Source organism: Candidatus Woesearchaeota archaeon (genome assembly GCA_016192995.1).
Classification (GTDB): domain Archaea; phylum Nanobdellota; class Nanobdellia; order Woesearchaeales; family DSVV01; genus JACPTB01.
Genome location: JACPTB010000007.1, coordinates 53,235 through 71,153 on the forward strand (window position 1 = coordinate 53,235; position 17,919 = coordinate 71,153).

Here is a 17,919-nt window from a genome sequence, read left to right on the forward strand (position 1 = left end):
GAAAATTTAAAAATTACTTGAAATCTTGCTTAGTATGGCTATATTTGGGAAAAACACTATTCAACAAAAGCAATCAAAAATATTCAATAAGAGAAATTTCATAGGTGGTTTCATTGTTCTTTTGATGATAACTAGCATTCTTGGGGTATTCCAAGGGAATACTCTAACCACTAAATATAATAAATTTAAAATTAAACAAGACTTAACCACCAATAAATACACGGTAAAAGTAGATGGTAAAAAATATAGCTTTGATTTTCACCCGACTAGTGTTGAATCAATTATTGTTGCACCTGAAATATTTCAAAGAATAAAACAAAGCAATATGCAATATCTTACCTTTAATCCAAGTGATCCTTTAATCAATGAAATAGAATATACACGATTTTCTATGCAAAATTCTTTCCGAGATGCATTTTCAATATATTTAATTCCTGGAGTTACTAACCAAACAGAACCTTATACCATGCTTCCTTTAATTACCTGTGTCAACGCAACTGATCTTATTAATGTTGTCGAGATGAAGCAAGGCAATGAAACAAAAGTCTATCAGCAAAATAATTGTATTATCTGGGAAGCCCAAGACGGCTTTAGTTTACGGGAAATTAAAGAAAAAATCATGTATCAAATGCTTGGAGTTATGACCTAATGGACAAAGAAGAACATAAAAGAGTAGAGCATGCTCTACCTGAAAATTCTCAAGAGCAAAAGCCTACTGAACATGATATTAAGAAATATACGAGAAATTTTCTCATTGTAGCAGGTGTTATTATCATATTGTTTGGTGTGATTCTTGCTTTTGTAAAATTCTACAAACCACAAGATACTACCTTACCAAATCTCCATAAAGAGAATCTTAAAGGAAAAACATTGGCTACTGGAGAAAAAGGGTATGTGTACAATGGATTCAGCTTTGTACATCATAAAGGGAGTTGGTATACGCAAATCTTTTCACCAAGTAAGAAAACAAAATACGATATTCCTCTCCATTATGGGCCGACGGACTTAGAAAATGTGTCTATTGATGGCAACTTCAAAGCGTTTTTTGATGCTATAATGGATAATAACATCAGCAAATACCAAAACCAAGCATATCTTACCTTTAATCCGAACGAAGAAAACCTAACCTATGTCAATTTGGCAATTGGAGAGTTGAATATTAATTTCAGAAAAGTACTCAACACTCATCTTGAATTTGCCTGCACTGAAGAAGCTCCTGCCTGCGATTTGTATAATGCAACCATTGTTACTTGCTCCAATGCTTCCCAACAAACACCAGTATTTTATTTCAAATCAGATCCTGAAACAAAAGTACTTGAAAATAACTATTGTGTAACTATCCAAGGAACTAATGAAGAATTATTACGGTCAGTCGATAGATTATTATATAAAATGTACTTAGTTATGGATTAACCATGACCAAACAGCAGCATTATTATTCTGAAAAACAACGCAGTTCGTTAAAGCCAAACAAAATAACCTACAATATATTAGGAAATGAGCTTTCGATAACAACAGGAAGCGGTGTTTTTTCTAGAAAAAAAATTGATAGAGGAACAGAAATATTGATTGAAAATGCGATCATAAAAGACAACGATCAAGTGCTTGATATGGGATGCGGCTACGGCATCGTTAGCATAGCTTTAAGTAAAAAATACAAAATTACCTGCACCTTAATTGATATCAACCAACGCGCTCTTGCATTTGCAGCAAAAAATCTTAAACAAAACAAAGTAGAAGGAGAGATTATACTAAGCAATTTATATGAAAAACTGTCCAAAACAAAAATATTCGATGCTATTCTTACTAATCCGCCGCAGCATGCAGGAAAAAAAATCTGTTTTCAATTAATTGAACAAGCGCCGTTGCATTTGAACAAAGGCGGATTATTACAATTAGTAGCCCGTCATAATAAAGGCGGCAAGCATCTTTCAGAACACATGAAACAAGTCTTTGGCAATGTCAAAGAAATTGCCATTGAATCAGGATATAGGGTATATGTGAGCGAGAAAAATGAGTGATACAAAACTACCAAAAGTAGCAACAGGGATTATTATATATAATGATAATAATAATAAAATTCTCTTAGTGCAATCCCATAAATGGCCTGGCAAATGGCTTATCCCTGGCGGTGGAGTTGAATGGGGAGAAACTGCAGAAGCATGTGCAATAAGAGAAGTGAAAGAAGAAACAAATTTAGATATCACTGATATAACATTAGTTGATGTTCAAGAAAGCATTTTCCCCAAAGAATTCTATCAGGAAAGACATTTTATATTCTTTGATTACACGGCAAAAGTGATAAACAACGGCAACAAAATCATATTAAATGAAGAATTACAAGAATACCAATGGATTAAACCAGAAGAAGCATTAGCCTTGGATTTGAATAATGACACGAGAAAGTTTCTTGAAAAACTTCTTAAGAGAATTGATTAGTCATAAATCGGAAATAAATTATTTTTAGCTCTTTTAGTACTCTCCATGCTTTTAAGTACAAATCTACAAATAATTTAGTCAATAGTCTTATATATTTTTCTTGCTGTTGAAAATATATGACTGCAACACATCTCTATTATATGACTAACTTGCTTCCTCAATCTGCACTTGGGGCTGAAGCACGATTTCCATCTCCTTATAACCTTCGTTCTTCAGGGAGAGATAGGAGAGTACAACGAGGAAATACCTCAGTTGTGTATGATAGGCTTAATGCTGCATATATTCGACGAATGAATACAACAACACCTACTTCACATTCTTCAGGGGCAAAAGCGTATGGATTAGCATTTCTCAGTACTGCTGGATTTTTTCTTGGGTATGTTCTTGGCAATGAATTATCTGCGTCAGGTGATATAACCTTAGAGCAAGCGCTTGTTATCGGTATTCCAACAGGTATTGCTTGTCTTATTCCAGGATTAAGTAAAACAGATGGTATTGCACATAAACCTTCACCAAAAGAATTGTTCATGGATGCAATTGGTTATACTGGTTTAACTGCAGGTATAAGCCTGGCTGGTTTAGGGTATGGACTTGTGGATAAATTATCTTGAGAGAACTTTGTGCCTTTTTTATAATCCCAAAACTCTTCGCCAAATAGGGAGCGCTTGTCGATAGGCGTCCTGATAATATGGATCAGAAAAGATAATCTCTGCAATCTTTTTTATATCAGGAAAAGCTTTCCTATACCAATCCTGCATGCGAACAGATTCTTCAACATATATTCTTCCATCACGCAAAAATAACGCGCGAGGATGACTAATAAAATCTGCAGTATATTCTCCCTCAGTAGCTAAACCAACACCAAGTGAACCTAATGATTTTACTTCAAGTTCTAATGGACCTTCCCCATCATCAACAACCACAGATACCTTACTATGAGGAGAAAATCGATATGTATTAGATTTATACCTCTCACGAACAACTTTAACAGAAGTGGGAATATCTAAACAACCAATTCTCCAAAATGATACCATCCAAGGATTAACATAACTACCTTCAACAACTGCATTGAAACTTTTAGATTTAGATAAATACATTACCTGAAGAAATATACTTGTATATATAAATAATTGCCTCACTTAGTACGTAATAAGTCTAGTATTTTAGCGCCTACTTCTGTGAAGCTCTTCTTACCTCTTTATCGGGGATTTTTCGGGGTGCCAGAGAGAAAAATCCAATGAAATCTAGTCATCAAAAGCCGAACTGATGCCAAAACCGAGGCTATGCCGAGATTTTCTACAGTGCCTGTCAATAAGCTAAATGTTTAAGTTCGTTATACACACTTATTCCGTATTTATCAAGAAAGTTCTCTAACTCAACCGTAAACAAATGATGTTTATCACGGGTTAAAACATCTGACTTTGTTGCAATCGCTGCAGCAATCAGCACTGCGTCACTGGGATCATGCACATGCATCAATAATTGCCGATCAATATCGCCCACAAACGAAATTTCCTCAAGCCTGTTGCCAGGATGTACTGGCAGATCAACAAATTGAAATTTTGCTTGTTTTAAAAAACTCCGTAATGATTTATTGATGTTATGATGTAGATGATGGTGAATATGTAATAACTCTTCAGCATTAAAAGAAGTTAAAGCTAAATTAGGAATGCCTGTTAATTTTTTATTAAATCCTTTATCCATGCAATGCACTAAAAAGCAGGTATCAATCAGTACTAGATTTTTTGCTTTAGCTAAATTGATCTTTGACAGGGCATCGAGAAGTTCTTTCATGCACAAATTTTGAAGTTAAGAGTTTAAATAATTTGCTGTTTTTAAAATAAAACGTTATTTTGTAGGTGCATTAGTATATTTTAAATAGATTAAGGTTGTCAAAAGGTAGTTTACCTATCACGTCGAATGTATAAGGAACTTTAAACAAAAAGCTTAAAATTCTGTCATTTTGTAGGTGCATTACGAAACATTTATATATAAGCTAAAATGTTAAAATGTAGGTGCATTATGTTTGTCAATAAAAGAATAAGAAACCATCAGGAATTTAAATATCTTGAACATAGTTTTAGAATAGGTCACACTGTAAAGAAAATAAGTATCTATCTACCGCTTAAGAAAACAATAAGTTTAGAGGAATTTGAAAAAAGAAATGAACATGAAATTAAAAAAATTGCTCAGGAAAGGGTTAATTTCATTAAGAAAACATATGATTTAAACAAATTTTTTGTCTATACAAATATTCTTCAAAATATAGAGTCTATAAGAACAAGCTTCCAAGTGATGATGGATCTTTTAGATGAAGCAGGTAAAAAGAGAGTCTATGATGAATTTATAAGGACATTCATCGTTAATAGCTTAGAAATGGAAGGCGGAACAGTAACATACGAAACTGCAAAAAAAATAGATTTGAAAAGATTGATTAAAAAACCTGATGAAGTAAATGAAGTAGATATTACGCTCTATAAAAATGTTCAGGATACTTATAAGAAGATGTCAGAATTAAGATTAAGAAGCGCCCACGATATTGCAAATGTCCATAAGATGATGTATCAGAATATCTATACTTTTGCTGGAAAATTCAGAAAAATAGAAGTAACCTTTGGCGTGACTGAGAATGCTATAACCTCAGACAGCAGGGATATAAGAAAAAGGTTAGTACTGGCGATACATAATTTCAAAAAAGATAAGAAAAACAAGTATCTCTTTGAAAATATTTTAAGATTTCATACTACTTATGAAGCAATTCATCCTTTTAGAGATGGAAATAGTAGATTAGGGAGATTATTAGTGGCAATGGATTTCTTCAAAGAAGGCTATCCACCTCCTATACTAAAAAAAACAAATGCTCAGGCATACAGATCATCATTAGTAAAAGCAATTAATTATAATAATTATACGTCCTTGTTAAAATTATATTATAAAGTATATAAAAAGACTTGGTTTAAATTCTTTAAGCCACTTATTTACGAAAGTATAAGAGGCAATTCCAAACATATATAAATCCTCCATTTTTCTATGTTTTTAGGTGGTATAAACATGGATTCATCCCAACATTACGAAGTTAAAGATCTTAAATTAGCAGATCAAGGTTTCAAAAATATCGAATTGGCAGAAATGGAAATGGGTGCTTTAATGCATATTAAAGCAAAATTCTCCAAAGAAAAACCATTCCATGGATTAAGGATTGGTATGGCATTGCACGTTACCAAAGAAACTGCTGTTTTAGTGAGAACATTACAAACTGGTGGAGCAGACGTTGCAATTACTGGTTGCAATCCATTATCAACACAAGACGACGTTGCTGCTGCCTTAGCAAAAGAAGGCGTTAAAGTGTGGGCTTACAAAGGAGAAACCAAAGAAGATTACTATCGCTACTTAAATCACGTCATCAGCCAGAAACCGCATATTACTATTGACGATGGCTGCGATTTAGTGTCTGAAATTCATATGAAACATAAAGAATTAATTCCCAGCATCGTAGGAGGTTGTGAAGAAACAACAACCGGCATTATCAGATTAAAATCCATGGTGAGAGACCAGGCATTAAAATATCCTGTTATTGCAGTCAACGACAACAAAACAAAACATCTTCTTGATAATTATTATGGTACTGCGCAATCAACTATCGATGGTATTTTGCGGGCGACTAACATTCTATTAGCAGGCAAAAATGTAGTTGTCGTTGGTTATGGAAGCTGCGGCAAAGGCGTTGCGAAATCTGCAGATGGTCAAGGAGCAAATGTTATTGTAACTGAAGTTGATAATTTCAGAGCATTGCAGGCAAGATATGATGGATTTTCTGTTATGAAAATGCAGGATGCTGCAAAAGTAGGCGATATTTTTGTAACGGTAACAGGAAATAAGCATGTGATCAGAACAGAGCATATCAAAACTATGAAAAACAGCGCTATTCTTTGCAATTCAGGCCATTTTGATCATGAGATTGATGTTGCAGGATTAAAAACAATAGCTTCAGCAACGAGAAAAATTCGTCCCTCTATGGATGAATTTGTTATTGGAGGTAAAAAAATATTCCTGCTTGGCGAAGGAAGATTAGTCAATCTAGCTGCAGCAGAAGGTCATCCATCAGCAGTCATGGCAACTTCATTTTGCGGACAAGCATTAGCATGTGAATACCTTGCAAAAAATAGAGGGAAAATGCCAATCGATGTTATTGAATTGCCATCAGAAATTGATGATAGAATTGCAAAACTTCAGTTGCAAACAATGAATATTGAAATTGACATCCTCACTGAAGAACAAAAGAAATATTTGACAAGCTGGCAGGAAGGAACATAATACTTTTTAACATTATTCTATTTTCTATAAAGAAAAAAAGTAAAAACATTTTTAAGTTATAATAACACAATACATAATATGGCTCTCGAAATAATCATCATAACGCTTTGCATCATAGGGATTGTAGATTCTCTCTACACTGCATTCCAACAGCAATTCTCACAATTATTTGCCTATTGCTTCACTAAAACATTCAAACGTGTTGGATGCAACGAAATTCTCCATAGCAAATATGCAAGATTATTTATTGTTCCCAATTCATGGTTAGGAATAATTACCTACGTATTATTAACAATAATATATGCTAAAACAAATTATTTTTTATTAGGCGCGTTAATTGCAACGATTAGTTTAATAGTAAGTTATTATTTACTTTATATACAAGAATTTATTCTTAAGAAATTCTGCATTTTTTGTTTAATTTCAACAACCATAATGACGATAATAACGATATTGGGATGGATGTTAATATAATTTGTATTCGGAAATCTTACGAAATTCTCGAAAATAATGATGTTTTTTCGACGATAAATTTATTAATGAGTTCTTATTAATAATATCTATGAAATGTCAAAATACCTGCCAGTATCACGAAACAGAAATGGATAAAAAGTTAAGATTAGTTGATAATATCACTAGACTGATCGTATATTTATTACTGATATTTTTAATAATGAAAATATTTAAGATATTATAATGATGATAGAATTAATTATTACAAAAAGAGTTTTAGAAGGACTTTATTTTTTAATAATAACGGCAACAATATTTGACATCCTTACTAATGTAACCGTTAAAATAGGATTAGCAAATCAAATATTAACAACATCTGAAATAGCGACTTTTGGAAGTTTAGCAATAATATTAGGTATAATTAATATAACATCCAAGAAATTTTTTGAATTAGACATTTTGCAATAACTATCTCTTCACATACATCAAACTAACATCCTGTCCTGCCATAACTTTAGTATTTACAAGATCATCAACAACTTTACCATCAACAACTGCTTTAACATCATAATTCCCTAACTTTTGCTGTGCTGCTCCATTACGCTCAAACACACCACGAACATATACTTCTCCAGAATTAGAAAAACGAGCATCTAAATTCAAACCAATTTTATTTCTATACAACATTTGATCCATAACAGCAAGAACAGAATTGCCTGCAACAGTTACTTGTTGTGTTTTATCATTGACAATAACATTAATCGCATAATTATTTTGCCGTGAAATAATATCTTGTTCTTGGGCAGCATAATGATTAACAACACTTAAAGCTTTTCTTCCGGCAACAACCATATCTTGTTCAGCAAACACCCTCTGCATTCCTAATACTGCTGCTCGTGTTGCAACCGTAGCTCCCAAACAAACAGATGACGATGTTGATTTGCCGTAACCTCCATTATAAACACCTTGATGAATATATGCCAAGGATAATGTATCTCCTTCTTTGACCGTAATCTCATCCAATGGCTTTGTTCCTAATTCTGGTTCTTCACCATTAATAAATCCAAGCATACCAATATAAGCATTGGTTTTAACTCCAAAATGCTGCAAAGCTTGATTGTCGTATTCAGAAATACCACGCAATTCAACTTGCTTGTACACTTTGCCGCCTGCTGCAAATACTGTTATTTTGTATTGTGGATTAGCTCCTAATTGATGAAGTAATTTATCCATAATTGCTAATGCTGAGTTTGCATTAATCTCTACGTCTTTTCTCGGACCTGTTTTAGAATCAACAAGTGCTGTAACAACATAAGGTTGGGAAGAAGACGAAATATCAGATTTTTTAACACTATAATTATCAATCATCGTTAAAATACCTTCAAGAGTTTTACTCCCTTTATTGACTTCATGCAATCTAAAATGATTTTCAAAACCTTCTTCAATAACAACACTTTCAAGATTGATCAAATCGCAAGTAACAAGATCTTTTTCTCTTCCTAATAATGAATCTTTTGAAATGGTATAAACAACAACAGCTTCCCTTGCTTCTTTATCTTGTGCATCAGAATGATATGTTTTTGCACCCATCAACGATAATAACATTGTTGCTGTTGAAGTAGTATTAAGATTCGCTGTTTCTCTGGGCTCTGGTGAAAATGTAGTTTTAGCGCCTATTTTGTGAAGCTCTTCCATGCTTACATTGGGGATTTTTCGGAGTGCCAGAGAGAAAAATCCAATCGAACTACTCTTCAAGAGCTGAACTGGCGCTAAAACCTGAAAAATTTTCACCAGAGCCGTTTCTCTGTGAGCTACTGTTACAGGAGATACTCCTCTCTGTTCGATCTGGACCTGGTATTCAATTCCCTGTATTAAAGAAGCTCCTTTTAGATTTTCTTTTGTTTCTTCAACAGCAACAAAACTTTCGTTTTTATAAATCAGCGGTGATGGAACTTCTACTTCTTTACCTTGGGCAAGAATAGGAATATCAACTGTGTAAGCTACTGCTGAAGCTACTTGAGGTTTTCTGTAATTTAATGAAACAGTACTGTCTAAAACAACTGATGAAATAACTGGACTATGAGATGGTAATAAGGTAGGACCAACATAAGCTGGAAAAATTGTTGATACTGTGCTTGTTTGTTTTGATTGATATCTTCGAATATCAGTTATTTGAATTGTTCCTTCTTTTTCAATAGGTTGCACATATTGTATCTGAGGAGTCTTAACTGATACAGAAGCAGAAACATCTTCACTTAAAACAGGCGCAATATGGTACGTCTGTTTATTATCATCTCGTTGGCAGCTTGGACTAACATTAGAATAATCATAACTAATCGTGTGATCAGGAGGAATACTATAAAAAATACCTTGAACATGTTCATAAGCAAATAACTCTTGAGTACGAGATAACGAAGAATTAAAGTTACCTTCTGAACTTCCAATTATTACTTCATATCCTTGGTTGTTTTCATAAACAACAAAATTAGGAACTTGAAAATCATCGTTATCATTAAAAATAACTCTTTGTGCAATTCCTTTTACTGCTTCTGGTTTAGGTAAAAACAAATGATCAATAGTACGAAAATCTCCGCTATAATTAATGCCTACAATAATATCTTCTTTTCTTTGTGTTTCATCTAAAGAAAACCTAAGAATTTCAGGAACACCTTGGGTAAGGAATCTATCAAATAGTTCTAAAAAATGACTTTTTTCAACGGTTAAACTTCTAATTGCTATTATAGTAGACCACCTTAGTTGCTATAACTATCATTCTTTTAAATAACTTTCTGTCCACTGGCTTAAAACTTCCTAATCCCTTAATTTCTTTGTTTTAAGCCTTTTTTAGCGTTCTCACTGGACATGGTATTGTGAAGTATATAAAGCTGTGGATGCAAATAGTATACAGGTGGTGCAAGTAAATCAACATCGAAAACAGCATTGCCTAAAAGAGGTGAATATCATGTCAACATTTACGAGTATAGACTTAACCAATAAAACTATTCAACGGCTTTTTTTTAGCCAAATCAAACAAATTACTTTGAAAAATGGAGGTGTCTAATATGACCAACATAACCAGCATACCAACTATAAAACCAACTATATCTGATGAGGAAAAACTTTCAGCCTTATGGCATCATATGGTGTTTGAAGAAGAAGAGGAGCATGATTTTGTCCAAGATGTCTATGATGATGAATGGCTGGAAGAAACTGACGATCTTAATCTCCATGAACAAGGTTTTATGAGAGGCTATCTTGCAGTTTAATTGTTTAAATTTTGGATTTGGCTGTGCCAAATCCATTTATTATCTTTTAAGAAAGTTCTGTTTCTTTGTAAGTATCGAGCTGTATTTTTACTTTATTTATATATTGATATATTGTTTTGATCATCGTGCCAATAACCTCTTTACCCTCTTTTTCAGAAAGATTTTCTGTCATTATACAATAGAATATTCTTGATTCTTTTACATACATTATGCCACAACTATGAAAATAACGTTTGTTGTTGAGGTATAACATTCCAAATTTTTGGGAAATAACAACCTCTTTTGGCAGGTCTGCAAATTCTCTGATATCAAATACGGTTGTTGTCAACAATGAAAGTATATACTCCGAATTATCAGCATCAAGCAATGTTGAAAGATATAAACTACTAAACAGATTATACATTGACCTTGTATTTATCAGCTCAATCTTTCTATCTCCTTGATCTAAAACATCTTTGTTGTAATAACCTGAATATTGGAGAAAAAAATCTAAATCTTCTTTGTCAATTTTTTTTCGAAGCATGTTGAATGCAGTGTTATCAGACTCTTTCAGCATTTTTTCTAAAACAATCTTTAACGGCAGTTCTTTTTTATCTGTTTTGTATAAATCCCCAAATACATTACTCCTATCTTCGTCATCTACCCTTATCATTGTATCAACGCTTAACTCACCTTTTTCAATCTTATGCAGAATCATCATCGCCGTAGGAAGCTTGTTTAAACTTGCCGGATCATATCCTTTTCTTTCATTTATGCCTAATGAACCACCATCACGGAGATTTTCGATATATACTGAGATTGATCCGTTATTCTGTGTTTTTTCTTTTATATACTTTGTAAAAACTTCTTTTAAAGGCTCAAAATTAATAATTAATAAGCTTCTCGGCTTAATTAATTGACTATAAACCCTTTGTGATAAAAGTCCTTGATTGTTATCTTCAATACGACTATTCTTCTCTTTTTGTTTCTCAGCAGTTTGAGAATTAATGATTATAAATGCTAATGCTATTATAATTATCAATTCTCCAATTGCTATCCACTTATACTTTGTGTTCATAGTATCTTCACGTATTAATCTCCTGAGAACTTTGCAAAATACTTGCAAAGTTCTCTACTGCTCGAACATCTTAGCAATAACACTATTTCCAATGTAATTGAACGTAAGTATTATTACTCCTGCTATCAACACATATACTATCGTGCTCCTTATTAAATTTTTTCCAATCAAATAATCTTCATTGAGTTTATCGCTGCCATTTTCAATGCCATTGGTTAAAATCGTCAACAAATACGTGATTTGAACAACATATATGCCAACAATTGTTTGAAAATAATATGTTGGAATTCCTAACCCAAAAAAATCTTCTTGCAATCCACCAAGCTCATTGGTGACGCCTTTTTGAGCAATTAAAGGGCCAAGTTTTCCGAGGATGTTTGTAATCATTGAAGTAATCCCAATAACTATGCCTGCAATAGCAGGTGTCATCACTGAAATCTGCGATTTCATCGATGATATAACATCTGCCAGCAAATCTTTTAATCGTTCATCGACACGATGCATTTCTTTAATATACCTTGCCATATTTAGCAGCGCCTGCGCAGCTGTTTTTGGACCTTTTTTAATCGCTTGAATCAAAACCTTCATAGAACTTTGTATCATTTTAGAAGGATACGAGGCAATTGCCCCTATTTTTGGATTAAACAAGGCTTCATTGACACTTGCGCCAAGTTTTGTTATGTTCATACTTACCGTGCTGAAAAAATCTCCTGTTGCAGTTCCTTCCATTACTTTTGCCACTTTTCCAAAAGCTGTTTCTGCAGGAATTTCATCTCCTAATCTATTTCCCAGTTGAAATAATCCTGACGCAAATTCCTGTTCTAATTGTGTTGTTTGTTCTCTAATCTTTATCAGTTTTTCAGTTCTATATTTATAATACAACCCTATGCTTAAGGCAAATGCCAAGGGAAAAAATAAGCTTAATAATCCGGCTATTAATCCAAATGGGCCGAGGAATTTTGTTGTTCCCTGAATTTCCCGGTAATCAAGCAGGCAAAAAGGTTTTTTGCAGCTTGTTGTTGGATCATCGCCATATTCTCCACCAAAACCAATATCTTGAAATCCTGTTGTATGGAGAATTATAGGCAACAACGCTAACAATAAACAAAATCCACCGACTATAATAGAAATAATTAATGGCTGAATTTTTAGTTCTATGCTTCCTAGCTTAATCAGAATATATTTGTATTTTTTAAGTTCAGGCATATAATCTGCGAGATCAAGCTCGCCATAACCAGTAGGCCGTTTCGAGAGGATGCTTTTTCCAAGGTAGTATACAAGGACAGGAATAATGATATTATACAATGCTGCAATATAATACCATTTTACTCCTTTCATAAAACTTACGACGAGAGGAAGAATTACCAAACCAAGAATTGGCAAAATAATTCCCATCATGTGAAGCATCGTAATAGGACCTTTCAAATTATGGGCGTAATGCATCATCTTTTCATAGGTTTCTTCGAGCATTACGTCAAGCCCTTTTTCCAAAATCTGAATTCTTCTTGTGTCTGAAGGTTCGTATAACGACGATTCAACTAAATGAAATGCTTCAATAAATTCCATATTCCATTTTCGCCATGTTTCAAGGTAATTATCAATGGAATCTTTTATATTCGAAAATTTCTGGGTTTCAATATCCCATAATACTTTTCTCAAATCAAGCGCCAATGGCCCTGTTAAATGGTCAGCAGCGAATTTAATTGCTAATTCTAAATTGGATGTATGGCGCATGTAGGTAACCATGTAAAATATACAGAGTACCATCTCATTGCTTGCCTTTAAACGGTAACTATCTGCAAGAAACTCAGGCATTTTTTTTAAAATAAAAATTAATATGATTCCAACTATTAAAATAAACAACATCAAAAACATAGAATATTGTTTTCCAAATATTGTTGGGATTGCAATCGCAAGCATGACTCCAAGGAAAATAAATATCAAAGGACCTAACAATGCAAAACTTGTTGCTCCTTCTGGAGAGAAATTTAAATGCGCGATCTTTATAGACTCTTCAAGCAATTCTCTATCTTTGTTGTCAGGTTTTACTTTAAGTATTTTTTCAGAGAGAAGGCAAGCTTTTTCATATAATGAAACTGCTTTTGAGATTCTTTCTTTTCTAAATGTCTGGTACTCAATGGAACTAACAGCATTACTGGAACTTCGCCTGTTTTCACTAGAAAAACCTTCAGGATTATTTGAAGGAAGCTCCTGCTCTAATTTCTCTCGATATTTTTCTAATATAGTTCGCACATCTTTTTCAGCCATATTATCCCTATCATCCGTACTCTTCATTTAGCTCTGCATATTTTTTCTTTTTAACTTCCCGCTTTAGCCATTCAGTCCATTCGAACAAAATTCTTTTGCTGTCTAAACTTCCCGCTTCTTCCTGTATCTTTTGACAGATCAAATGAAATTGATCATTTGCTTTTATGTAAAATCCAGCTTCTAATATATTTGGATCGTTGATCTGGTCTGCAATAGCGACTAAGGCTTCTTTTGTTTTTGCTCTGAGAACAATATTGTCCCAAACTGCATCCCAATTACCAGCAAACTCTTTGATGTTTCCTGCAATTGCTTTGATTGATTCAGAATCGCCATTCTTTAGTTCGTCTGAAATCAACAACTCATCTTTTTCTGCATTATACTTCATCAAATCAACAAAACCATTTTCTGTTAACGGATCATTCTGCCAATGCTTTCTTACTTCAGTGATTTGCGTGACTCTTCTTTTTTTGCTTAAACCATCTGCAGATTTGACAGGGTTTGTCGTTATAATTATATCAGTTGCTTTGAAAGAGGTTTTTGGAATTCCAATATCATTAACCACACGATCAAATACTCCATACGGCGAATCACCATGAATAGTGCCTGCTACTACATTAGCAGCAGCTCCTACGCGCATAGCTTCATACAATGCAATAGCTTCTTTACTTCTTACTTCACCTATAATTAATGCAGAATCACCTAATCTCAATGTTGCCCGAATTCCTTTATCAGCACTTACTTCTGTTGATTCAGCTGCCAATGCAGATGCAACTTTCATTGATTGAATATTAAATCCAAGATCACGCAGATTTTTGGTTGGAAGTTCGAGTGTGTTATGGGCTACAATATTATTACAAATAAAACTTTCATTATCAGGAACTGAAAAATCATACACCTGTGTTTCATTATTTGTGACTAGTTCAATATAGATGATTCTATCAAAAAAGATATCAGCTTGTACTAATGCGTGTAGTTTTTCTATTATTTGCACTTGTTGTCCTTGTTTTGTCTCAAGCAATGATGATAATTTTTTTCTGCCTAACGTATTATTTCGTTTAATATAATCGTTGGTATTAAAGTTGCTTCCAAAGAGTTCTGAAAGTTGCTTTTTTGTTTCTGACAAAAAATCGAAGGTATCAGTAACATCGTGTGTTGAAACTTTTTGACATAGATCAAATAAGATATTACTCTTATATTCTTGAAGGAATCCAATATACTTCGCAAAATTTTGCAATGAAACTAAATCAGATATATTTGCTCTTAATGTTTTATCGCCTTTTCTTTTTGTTCCTACTCTTAATATAATCTTGAAAAGTAATAATAATGTTTGTAGATCTTTAAGGAGTTGTTCACTTGCAAGTGGAATAACAATCTCCTTATCAGTTGCACAACCGTCGCCGCTAAAAATGCCTTTTAAAAATGCTGCGATTTGATCTGGTCCCAGATTGAATATCCATTCAGGAATTCTTTTTGTATAGGCATTTCCAGTAAAGCCAAGCATATCTTGCAACACGATTTTTAATGTTTTAGAATTAATCATATATGAAATACTATCTGAATGTATTTTTCTTTCAAATCCGAACTGTTTTGCTATTTTATCAAATATTTCTCGATCTTCTTGATCATTGCACGAAATGATAACTGATGATTTATCATAACAACCATCTGCTATCCATAATCCAAGGAAGGTAAGAAAATCATTTGTTAATAGTAGATTACTTGGCATCTTTTTGATTGAATTTTCTCCGCATTTAAATGAACAGTTACTAAACTCAAGTTCAGGAGCTATTGCCATCAAGTCTTTAATGATTTCTCCTGGGAGTATTTTTCGTCGTTTCCAACCCTTGATTGTCCAATATGAATATCCTCTTGCTTGTCCACTATTTACTATCTGATTATAATATTTTTCTAAGAGATTGTTTACTTCTGCACCTGTTATAAACGAGTATTCTCTTTCTATAATTTTATTAAAAAGATTTAAGGTATCTATTCTATGGTTAATAAGCGGTAACATTCTTGGAACAGCTATTTTTGAGCCAATCTTTAAATCAGTTATTTTTGCCTCTTCAATAGCAGCTTCTTTTCCTAAAATAAATAACCCATGATCTTCAGTAACTTTAATTGTTCTTCCTGTTTTAGTGGTGACCCTATATATTGGTTTCTTCACCTTATGGCGAATAAAGGTTGCAGGTTGTGCTATCTTTATTTTTCCTTTTTTATCCATAGTCATAATTTCAATGCCATCAAAATTAGAAGTAATCTCGTGGCCTGCGTGCGTTGTAAGGTAACCATACTTCTCTATTTCTTCATTTATTAACTTACCAACTGTTGTGCGTTTCCATTGTCCTTTTATTCTTACCACTATTTCTGTATCTCCAGTTACACTATCTTCAATAGTTATAACACGATATTTTCTCATAATCTCTACCATCAAACTTGAAAGCAATGATGATTTACCTGCACTTCTTGTTCCTGCGACTAATGTAGCTCGTGTTCCATCAACAAAAAAACTCAACAATCCTGCAGCAAGAGGATTGATCATTTTGTATTTGATAAATAATGGCAAAGTCCAAGGTTTGTCTCGATGGCGCCTAAATGCAAATGCTAAGCCTGTTGGATCGAGAGGAGGGGCAATAACTGAAACTCTCGTAAATGCGCCAGGCAATTCTAATTCAGTATCAATAATTGGGTTAGCTTCATCTAAAGGCCTTCCTGAAATTAACCTTAATTTTGAAGCCCAACTTTCAGCTTCGTTTTTTGTGGGAATAATATTAGTATAACATTCACCATATTTTGCGTGCACGACAAACATAGGTGTTTTACCCATAGGGCTGTTAATCACAATGTCTTGAATGTTCTCATCTTTAAGCAATACCTCAATCAGTCCAAAACCAACTGTATAGCGAACAAGAATCTCAGTTATTTTGTCTATGTCTTTTGGCCTTAAAGTAACGCCTTTGTTATTTGCAAGCTCTTGAATTAAATCATGACCGATATTTGCAAATACTTGCCTCATTCGCTCAGGGTTTGTGAACTCTTCCTGCTTTGGCTTATGTTCTACCATCATTTTTCTTGCGGTGTCAAGCAGTTCATATTTGTCTTCACTTAGTTTGAACTCTGGAGGCATAACATGGTATAATATTTTAATAGAATTATGAAATTTGAATATAGTTACTTCTGTATCTTCGTCTAAGCTATAACTATCAATCTCCTCGCCATCGTTTGGATAGTTTGCCATTAATTTTGTGAACATAAAATCTGGCTTAATTGTTGGCGCAAAAATATACCGGTATACTGTTCTGTCGCCCACTTTATATCCTGGTAAATAAGGCTTTGCTAATTCTATTACGCGGGTTTTATCGAGAAGCGATAAGATGTAATGAATCACCGCTATATATTTTTTAATTACTTCGCGGATATTTTCGTCAACAAACTTATCAACTTCTATTCGCTCCCTTCTTCCTATTCTTGTCAGTTCCACATAGGCACCGATAGGGTCAGCTTTCAGATTTTTGTAAAGAATATTCTGCAATTCTGTGTATTTTCCCCCAACAAATCTCCTATTATTTATATTTAGCGTGCTAAAACTGATATACCCTATTGTTGTTTTATCTTGGAGTATTTTCTTATGCAAATCTGCTATCTCCTTAATCATGCTTGTTTGACTAAGGTCATATTCATAATCCCTGTTCTGGGTGAAAACTATTTTGGTAACATCGCTTATCTGCTCTAAAATATCAACTGTTTTTCCCATCACTAATTCAGAGTCTTCCAGCGATGGCGCCATAGGAAAACTTTCAACATAAATGAAAAGAATATTTTCTTCACCTTCTCGTATTACTTCAAAATCCCAATCATTTTTTGGCGCTAAGGGCATTATTTCATCTCCTTTTTTAATTTCTCGAGCGCTGTTTCTATCAGGTGCGATTTATTTCTAAAATTGCTTGATTTTTTGATGGTTTTATCCAGCCAATCAATAAGTTCGCTGTCTATGGTAGCTGAAATTGGTTTTTTCATGGATTTATCATACTCACATGCAATTTGAGTATAACAGTTTATATATTTTATGTTATTTAATATTATTTTATAATATAAAATAATATACGCAACATTTAAAAACAA

The 17,919-nt window shown here is 33.4% G+C and carries 17 protein-coding genes; 10 read left to right on the forward strand and 7 right to left on the reverse strand.

Features of this window, described 5'->3' with window-relative positions; all coding sequences use genetic code 11:
• The first annotated feature begins 34 nt into the window (after positions 1-34).
• The 5 genes from HYY69_06210 to HYY69_06230 all read left to right on the forward strand — a co-directional run bounded on the left by HYY69_06210 (position 35) and on the right by HYY69_06230 (position 3,050).
• Positions 35-649: a hypothetical protein gene (locus HYY69_06210; protein MBI3033041.1), complete on the forward strand. Its 615-nt coding sequence runs from the start codon at positions 35-37 to the stop codon at positions 647-649.
• Positions 649-1,413: a hypothetical protein gene (locus HYY69_06215; protein ID MBI3033042.1), complete on the forward strand. Its 765-nt coding sequence runs from the start codon at positions 649-651 to the stop codon at positions 1,411-1,413. The genes HYY69_06210 and HYY69_06215 overlap by 1 nt, the downstream gene beginning before the upstream one ends.
• A gap of 2 nt (positions 1,414-1,415) precedes the next feature.
• Positions 1,416-2,021 (forward strand): class I SAM-dependent methyltransferase, encoded by a 606-nt coding sequence (locus tag HYY69_06220; GenBank protein MBI3033043.1) that lies wholly within the window; start codon positions 1,416-1,418, stop codon positions 2,019-2,021.
• Positions 2,014-2,439, forward strand: a complete 426-nt coding sequence (locus tag HYY69_06225; GenBank protein ID MBI3033044.1) for an NUDIX domain-containing protein — start codon at positions 2,014-2,016, stop codon at positions 2,437-2,439. The genes HYY69_06220 and HYY69_06225 overlap by 8 nt, the downstream gene beginning before the upstream one ends.
• Before the next feature lie 116 nt (positions 2,440-2,555).
• Entirely contained in the window at positions 2,556-3,050 is a 495-nt protein-coding gene (locus HYY69_06230) for a hypothetical protein (GenBank protein ID MBI3033045.1), read from the forward strand.
• A gap of 18 nt (positions 3,051-3,068) precedes the next feature.
• On the opposite strand, the gene HYY69_06235 is transcribed toward HYY69_06230, so the two are convergent.
• Both HYY69_06235 and HYY69_06240 read right to left on the reverse strand, forming a co-directional pair.
• Positions 3,069-3,536: a hypothetical protein gene (locus tag HYY69_06235; protein MBI3033046.1), complete on the reverse strand. Its 468-nt coding sequence runs from the start codon at positions 3,534-3,536 to the stop codon at positions 3,069-3,071.
• Between the two features lie 211 nt (positions 3,537-3,747).
• Complete coding sequence (locus HYY69_06240; GenBank protein MBI3033047.1) at positions 3,748-4,233, reverse strand: hypothetical protein; 486 nt, start codon at positions 4,231-4,233, stop codon at positions 3,748-3,750.
• A 228-nt stretch (positions 4,234-4,461) separates the two neighbouring features.
• On the opposite strand from HYY69_06240, the gene HYY69_06245 reads away from it, so the two are divergent.
• The 4 genes from HYY69_06245 (at position 4,462) to HYY69_06260 (ending at position 7,674) form a co-directional block, all read left to right on the forward strand.
• Positions 4,462-5,454: a Fic family protein gene (locus HYY69_06245; GenBank protein ID MBI3033048.1), complete on the forward strand. Its 993-nt coding sequence runs from the start codon at positions 4,462-4,464 to the stop codon at positions 5,452-5,454.
• 36 nt (positions 5,455-5,490) lie between these two features.
• Positions 5,491-6,753 (forward strand): adenosylhomocysteinase, encoded by a 1,263-nt coding sequence (locus HYY69_06250; GenBank protein ID MBI3033049.1) that lies wholly within the window; start codon positions 5,491-5,493, stop codon positions 6,751-6,753.
• A gap of 78 nt (positions 6,754-6,831) precedes the next feature.
• Positions 6,832-7,227 (forward strand): vitamin K epoxide reductase family protein, encoded by a 396-nt coding sequence (locus tag HYY69_06255; GenBank protein ID MBI3033050.1) that lies wholly within the window; start codon positions 6,832-6,834, stop codon positions 7,225-7,227.
• Positions 7,228-7,449: 222 nt separating this feature from the next.
• Positions 7,450-7,674, forward strand: a complete 225-nt coding sequence (locus HYY69_06260; protein MBI3033051.1) for a hypothetical protein — start codon at positions 7,450-7,452, stop codon at positions 7,672-7,674.
• Here the strand turns inward: HYY69_06260 and HYY69_06265 are convergent, their stop codons facing one another.
• Positions 7,675-9,774 carry a hypothetical protein gene (locus tag HYY69_06265; GenBank protein ID MBI3033052.1) on the reverse strand — a complete coding sequence of 700 codons (2,100 nt, stop codon included), beginning with the start codon at positions 9,772-9,774 and terminating at the stop codon, positions 7,675-7,677.
• A gap of 494 nt (positions 9,775-10,268) precedes the next feature.
• Here HYY69_06265 and HYY69_06270 point away from each other — a divergent pair, with 494 nt between their 5' ends.
• Complete coding sequence (locus HYY69_06270) at positions 10,269-10,472, forward strand: hypothetical protein (GenBank protein ID MBI3033053.1); 204 nt, start codon at positions 10,269-10,271, stop codon at positions 10,470-10,472.
• Between the two features lie 46 nt (positions 10,473-10,518).
• Here the strand turns inward: HYY69_06270 and HYY69_06275 are convergent, their stop codons facing one another.
• Genes HYY69_06275 through HYY69_06290 form a run of 4 tightly spaced genes read right to left on the reverse strand, consistent with a single transcriptional unit; the run spans position 10,519 to position 17,814 of the window.
• Positions 10,519-11,529 (reverse strand): serine hydrolase, encoded by a 1,011-nt coding sequence (locus HYY69_06275; protein MBI3033054.1) that lies wholly within the window; start codon positions 11,527-11,529, stop codon positions 10,519-10,521.
• Positions 11,530-11,583: 54 nt separating this feature from the next.
• A complete protein-coding gene (locus tag HYY69_06280; GenBank protein ID MBI3033055.1) occupies positions 11,584-13,797 on the reverse strand; it encodes a hypothetical protein in 2,214 nt (737 codons plus the stop codon).
• A 10-nt stretch (positions 13,798-13,807) separates the two neighbouring features.
• On the reverse strand, positions 13,808-17,674 hold the full coding sequence (gene tadA, locus HYY69_06285) for a Flp pilus assembly complex ATPase component TadA (GenBank protein MBI3033056.1): 3,867 nt from the start codon (positions 17,672-17,674) through the stop codon (positions 13,808-13,810).
• On the reverse strand, positions 17,674-17,814 hold the full coding sequence (locus tag HYY69_06290; protein MBI3033057.1) for a hypothetical protein: 141 nt from the start codon (positions 17,812-17,814) through the stop codon (positions 17,674-17,676). Before HYY69_06290 ends, tadA begins: the two co-directional genes overlap by 1 nt.
• Positions 17,815-17,919: the final 105 nt, after the last annotated feature.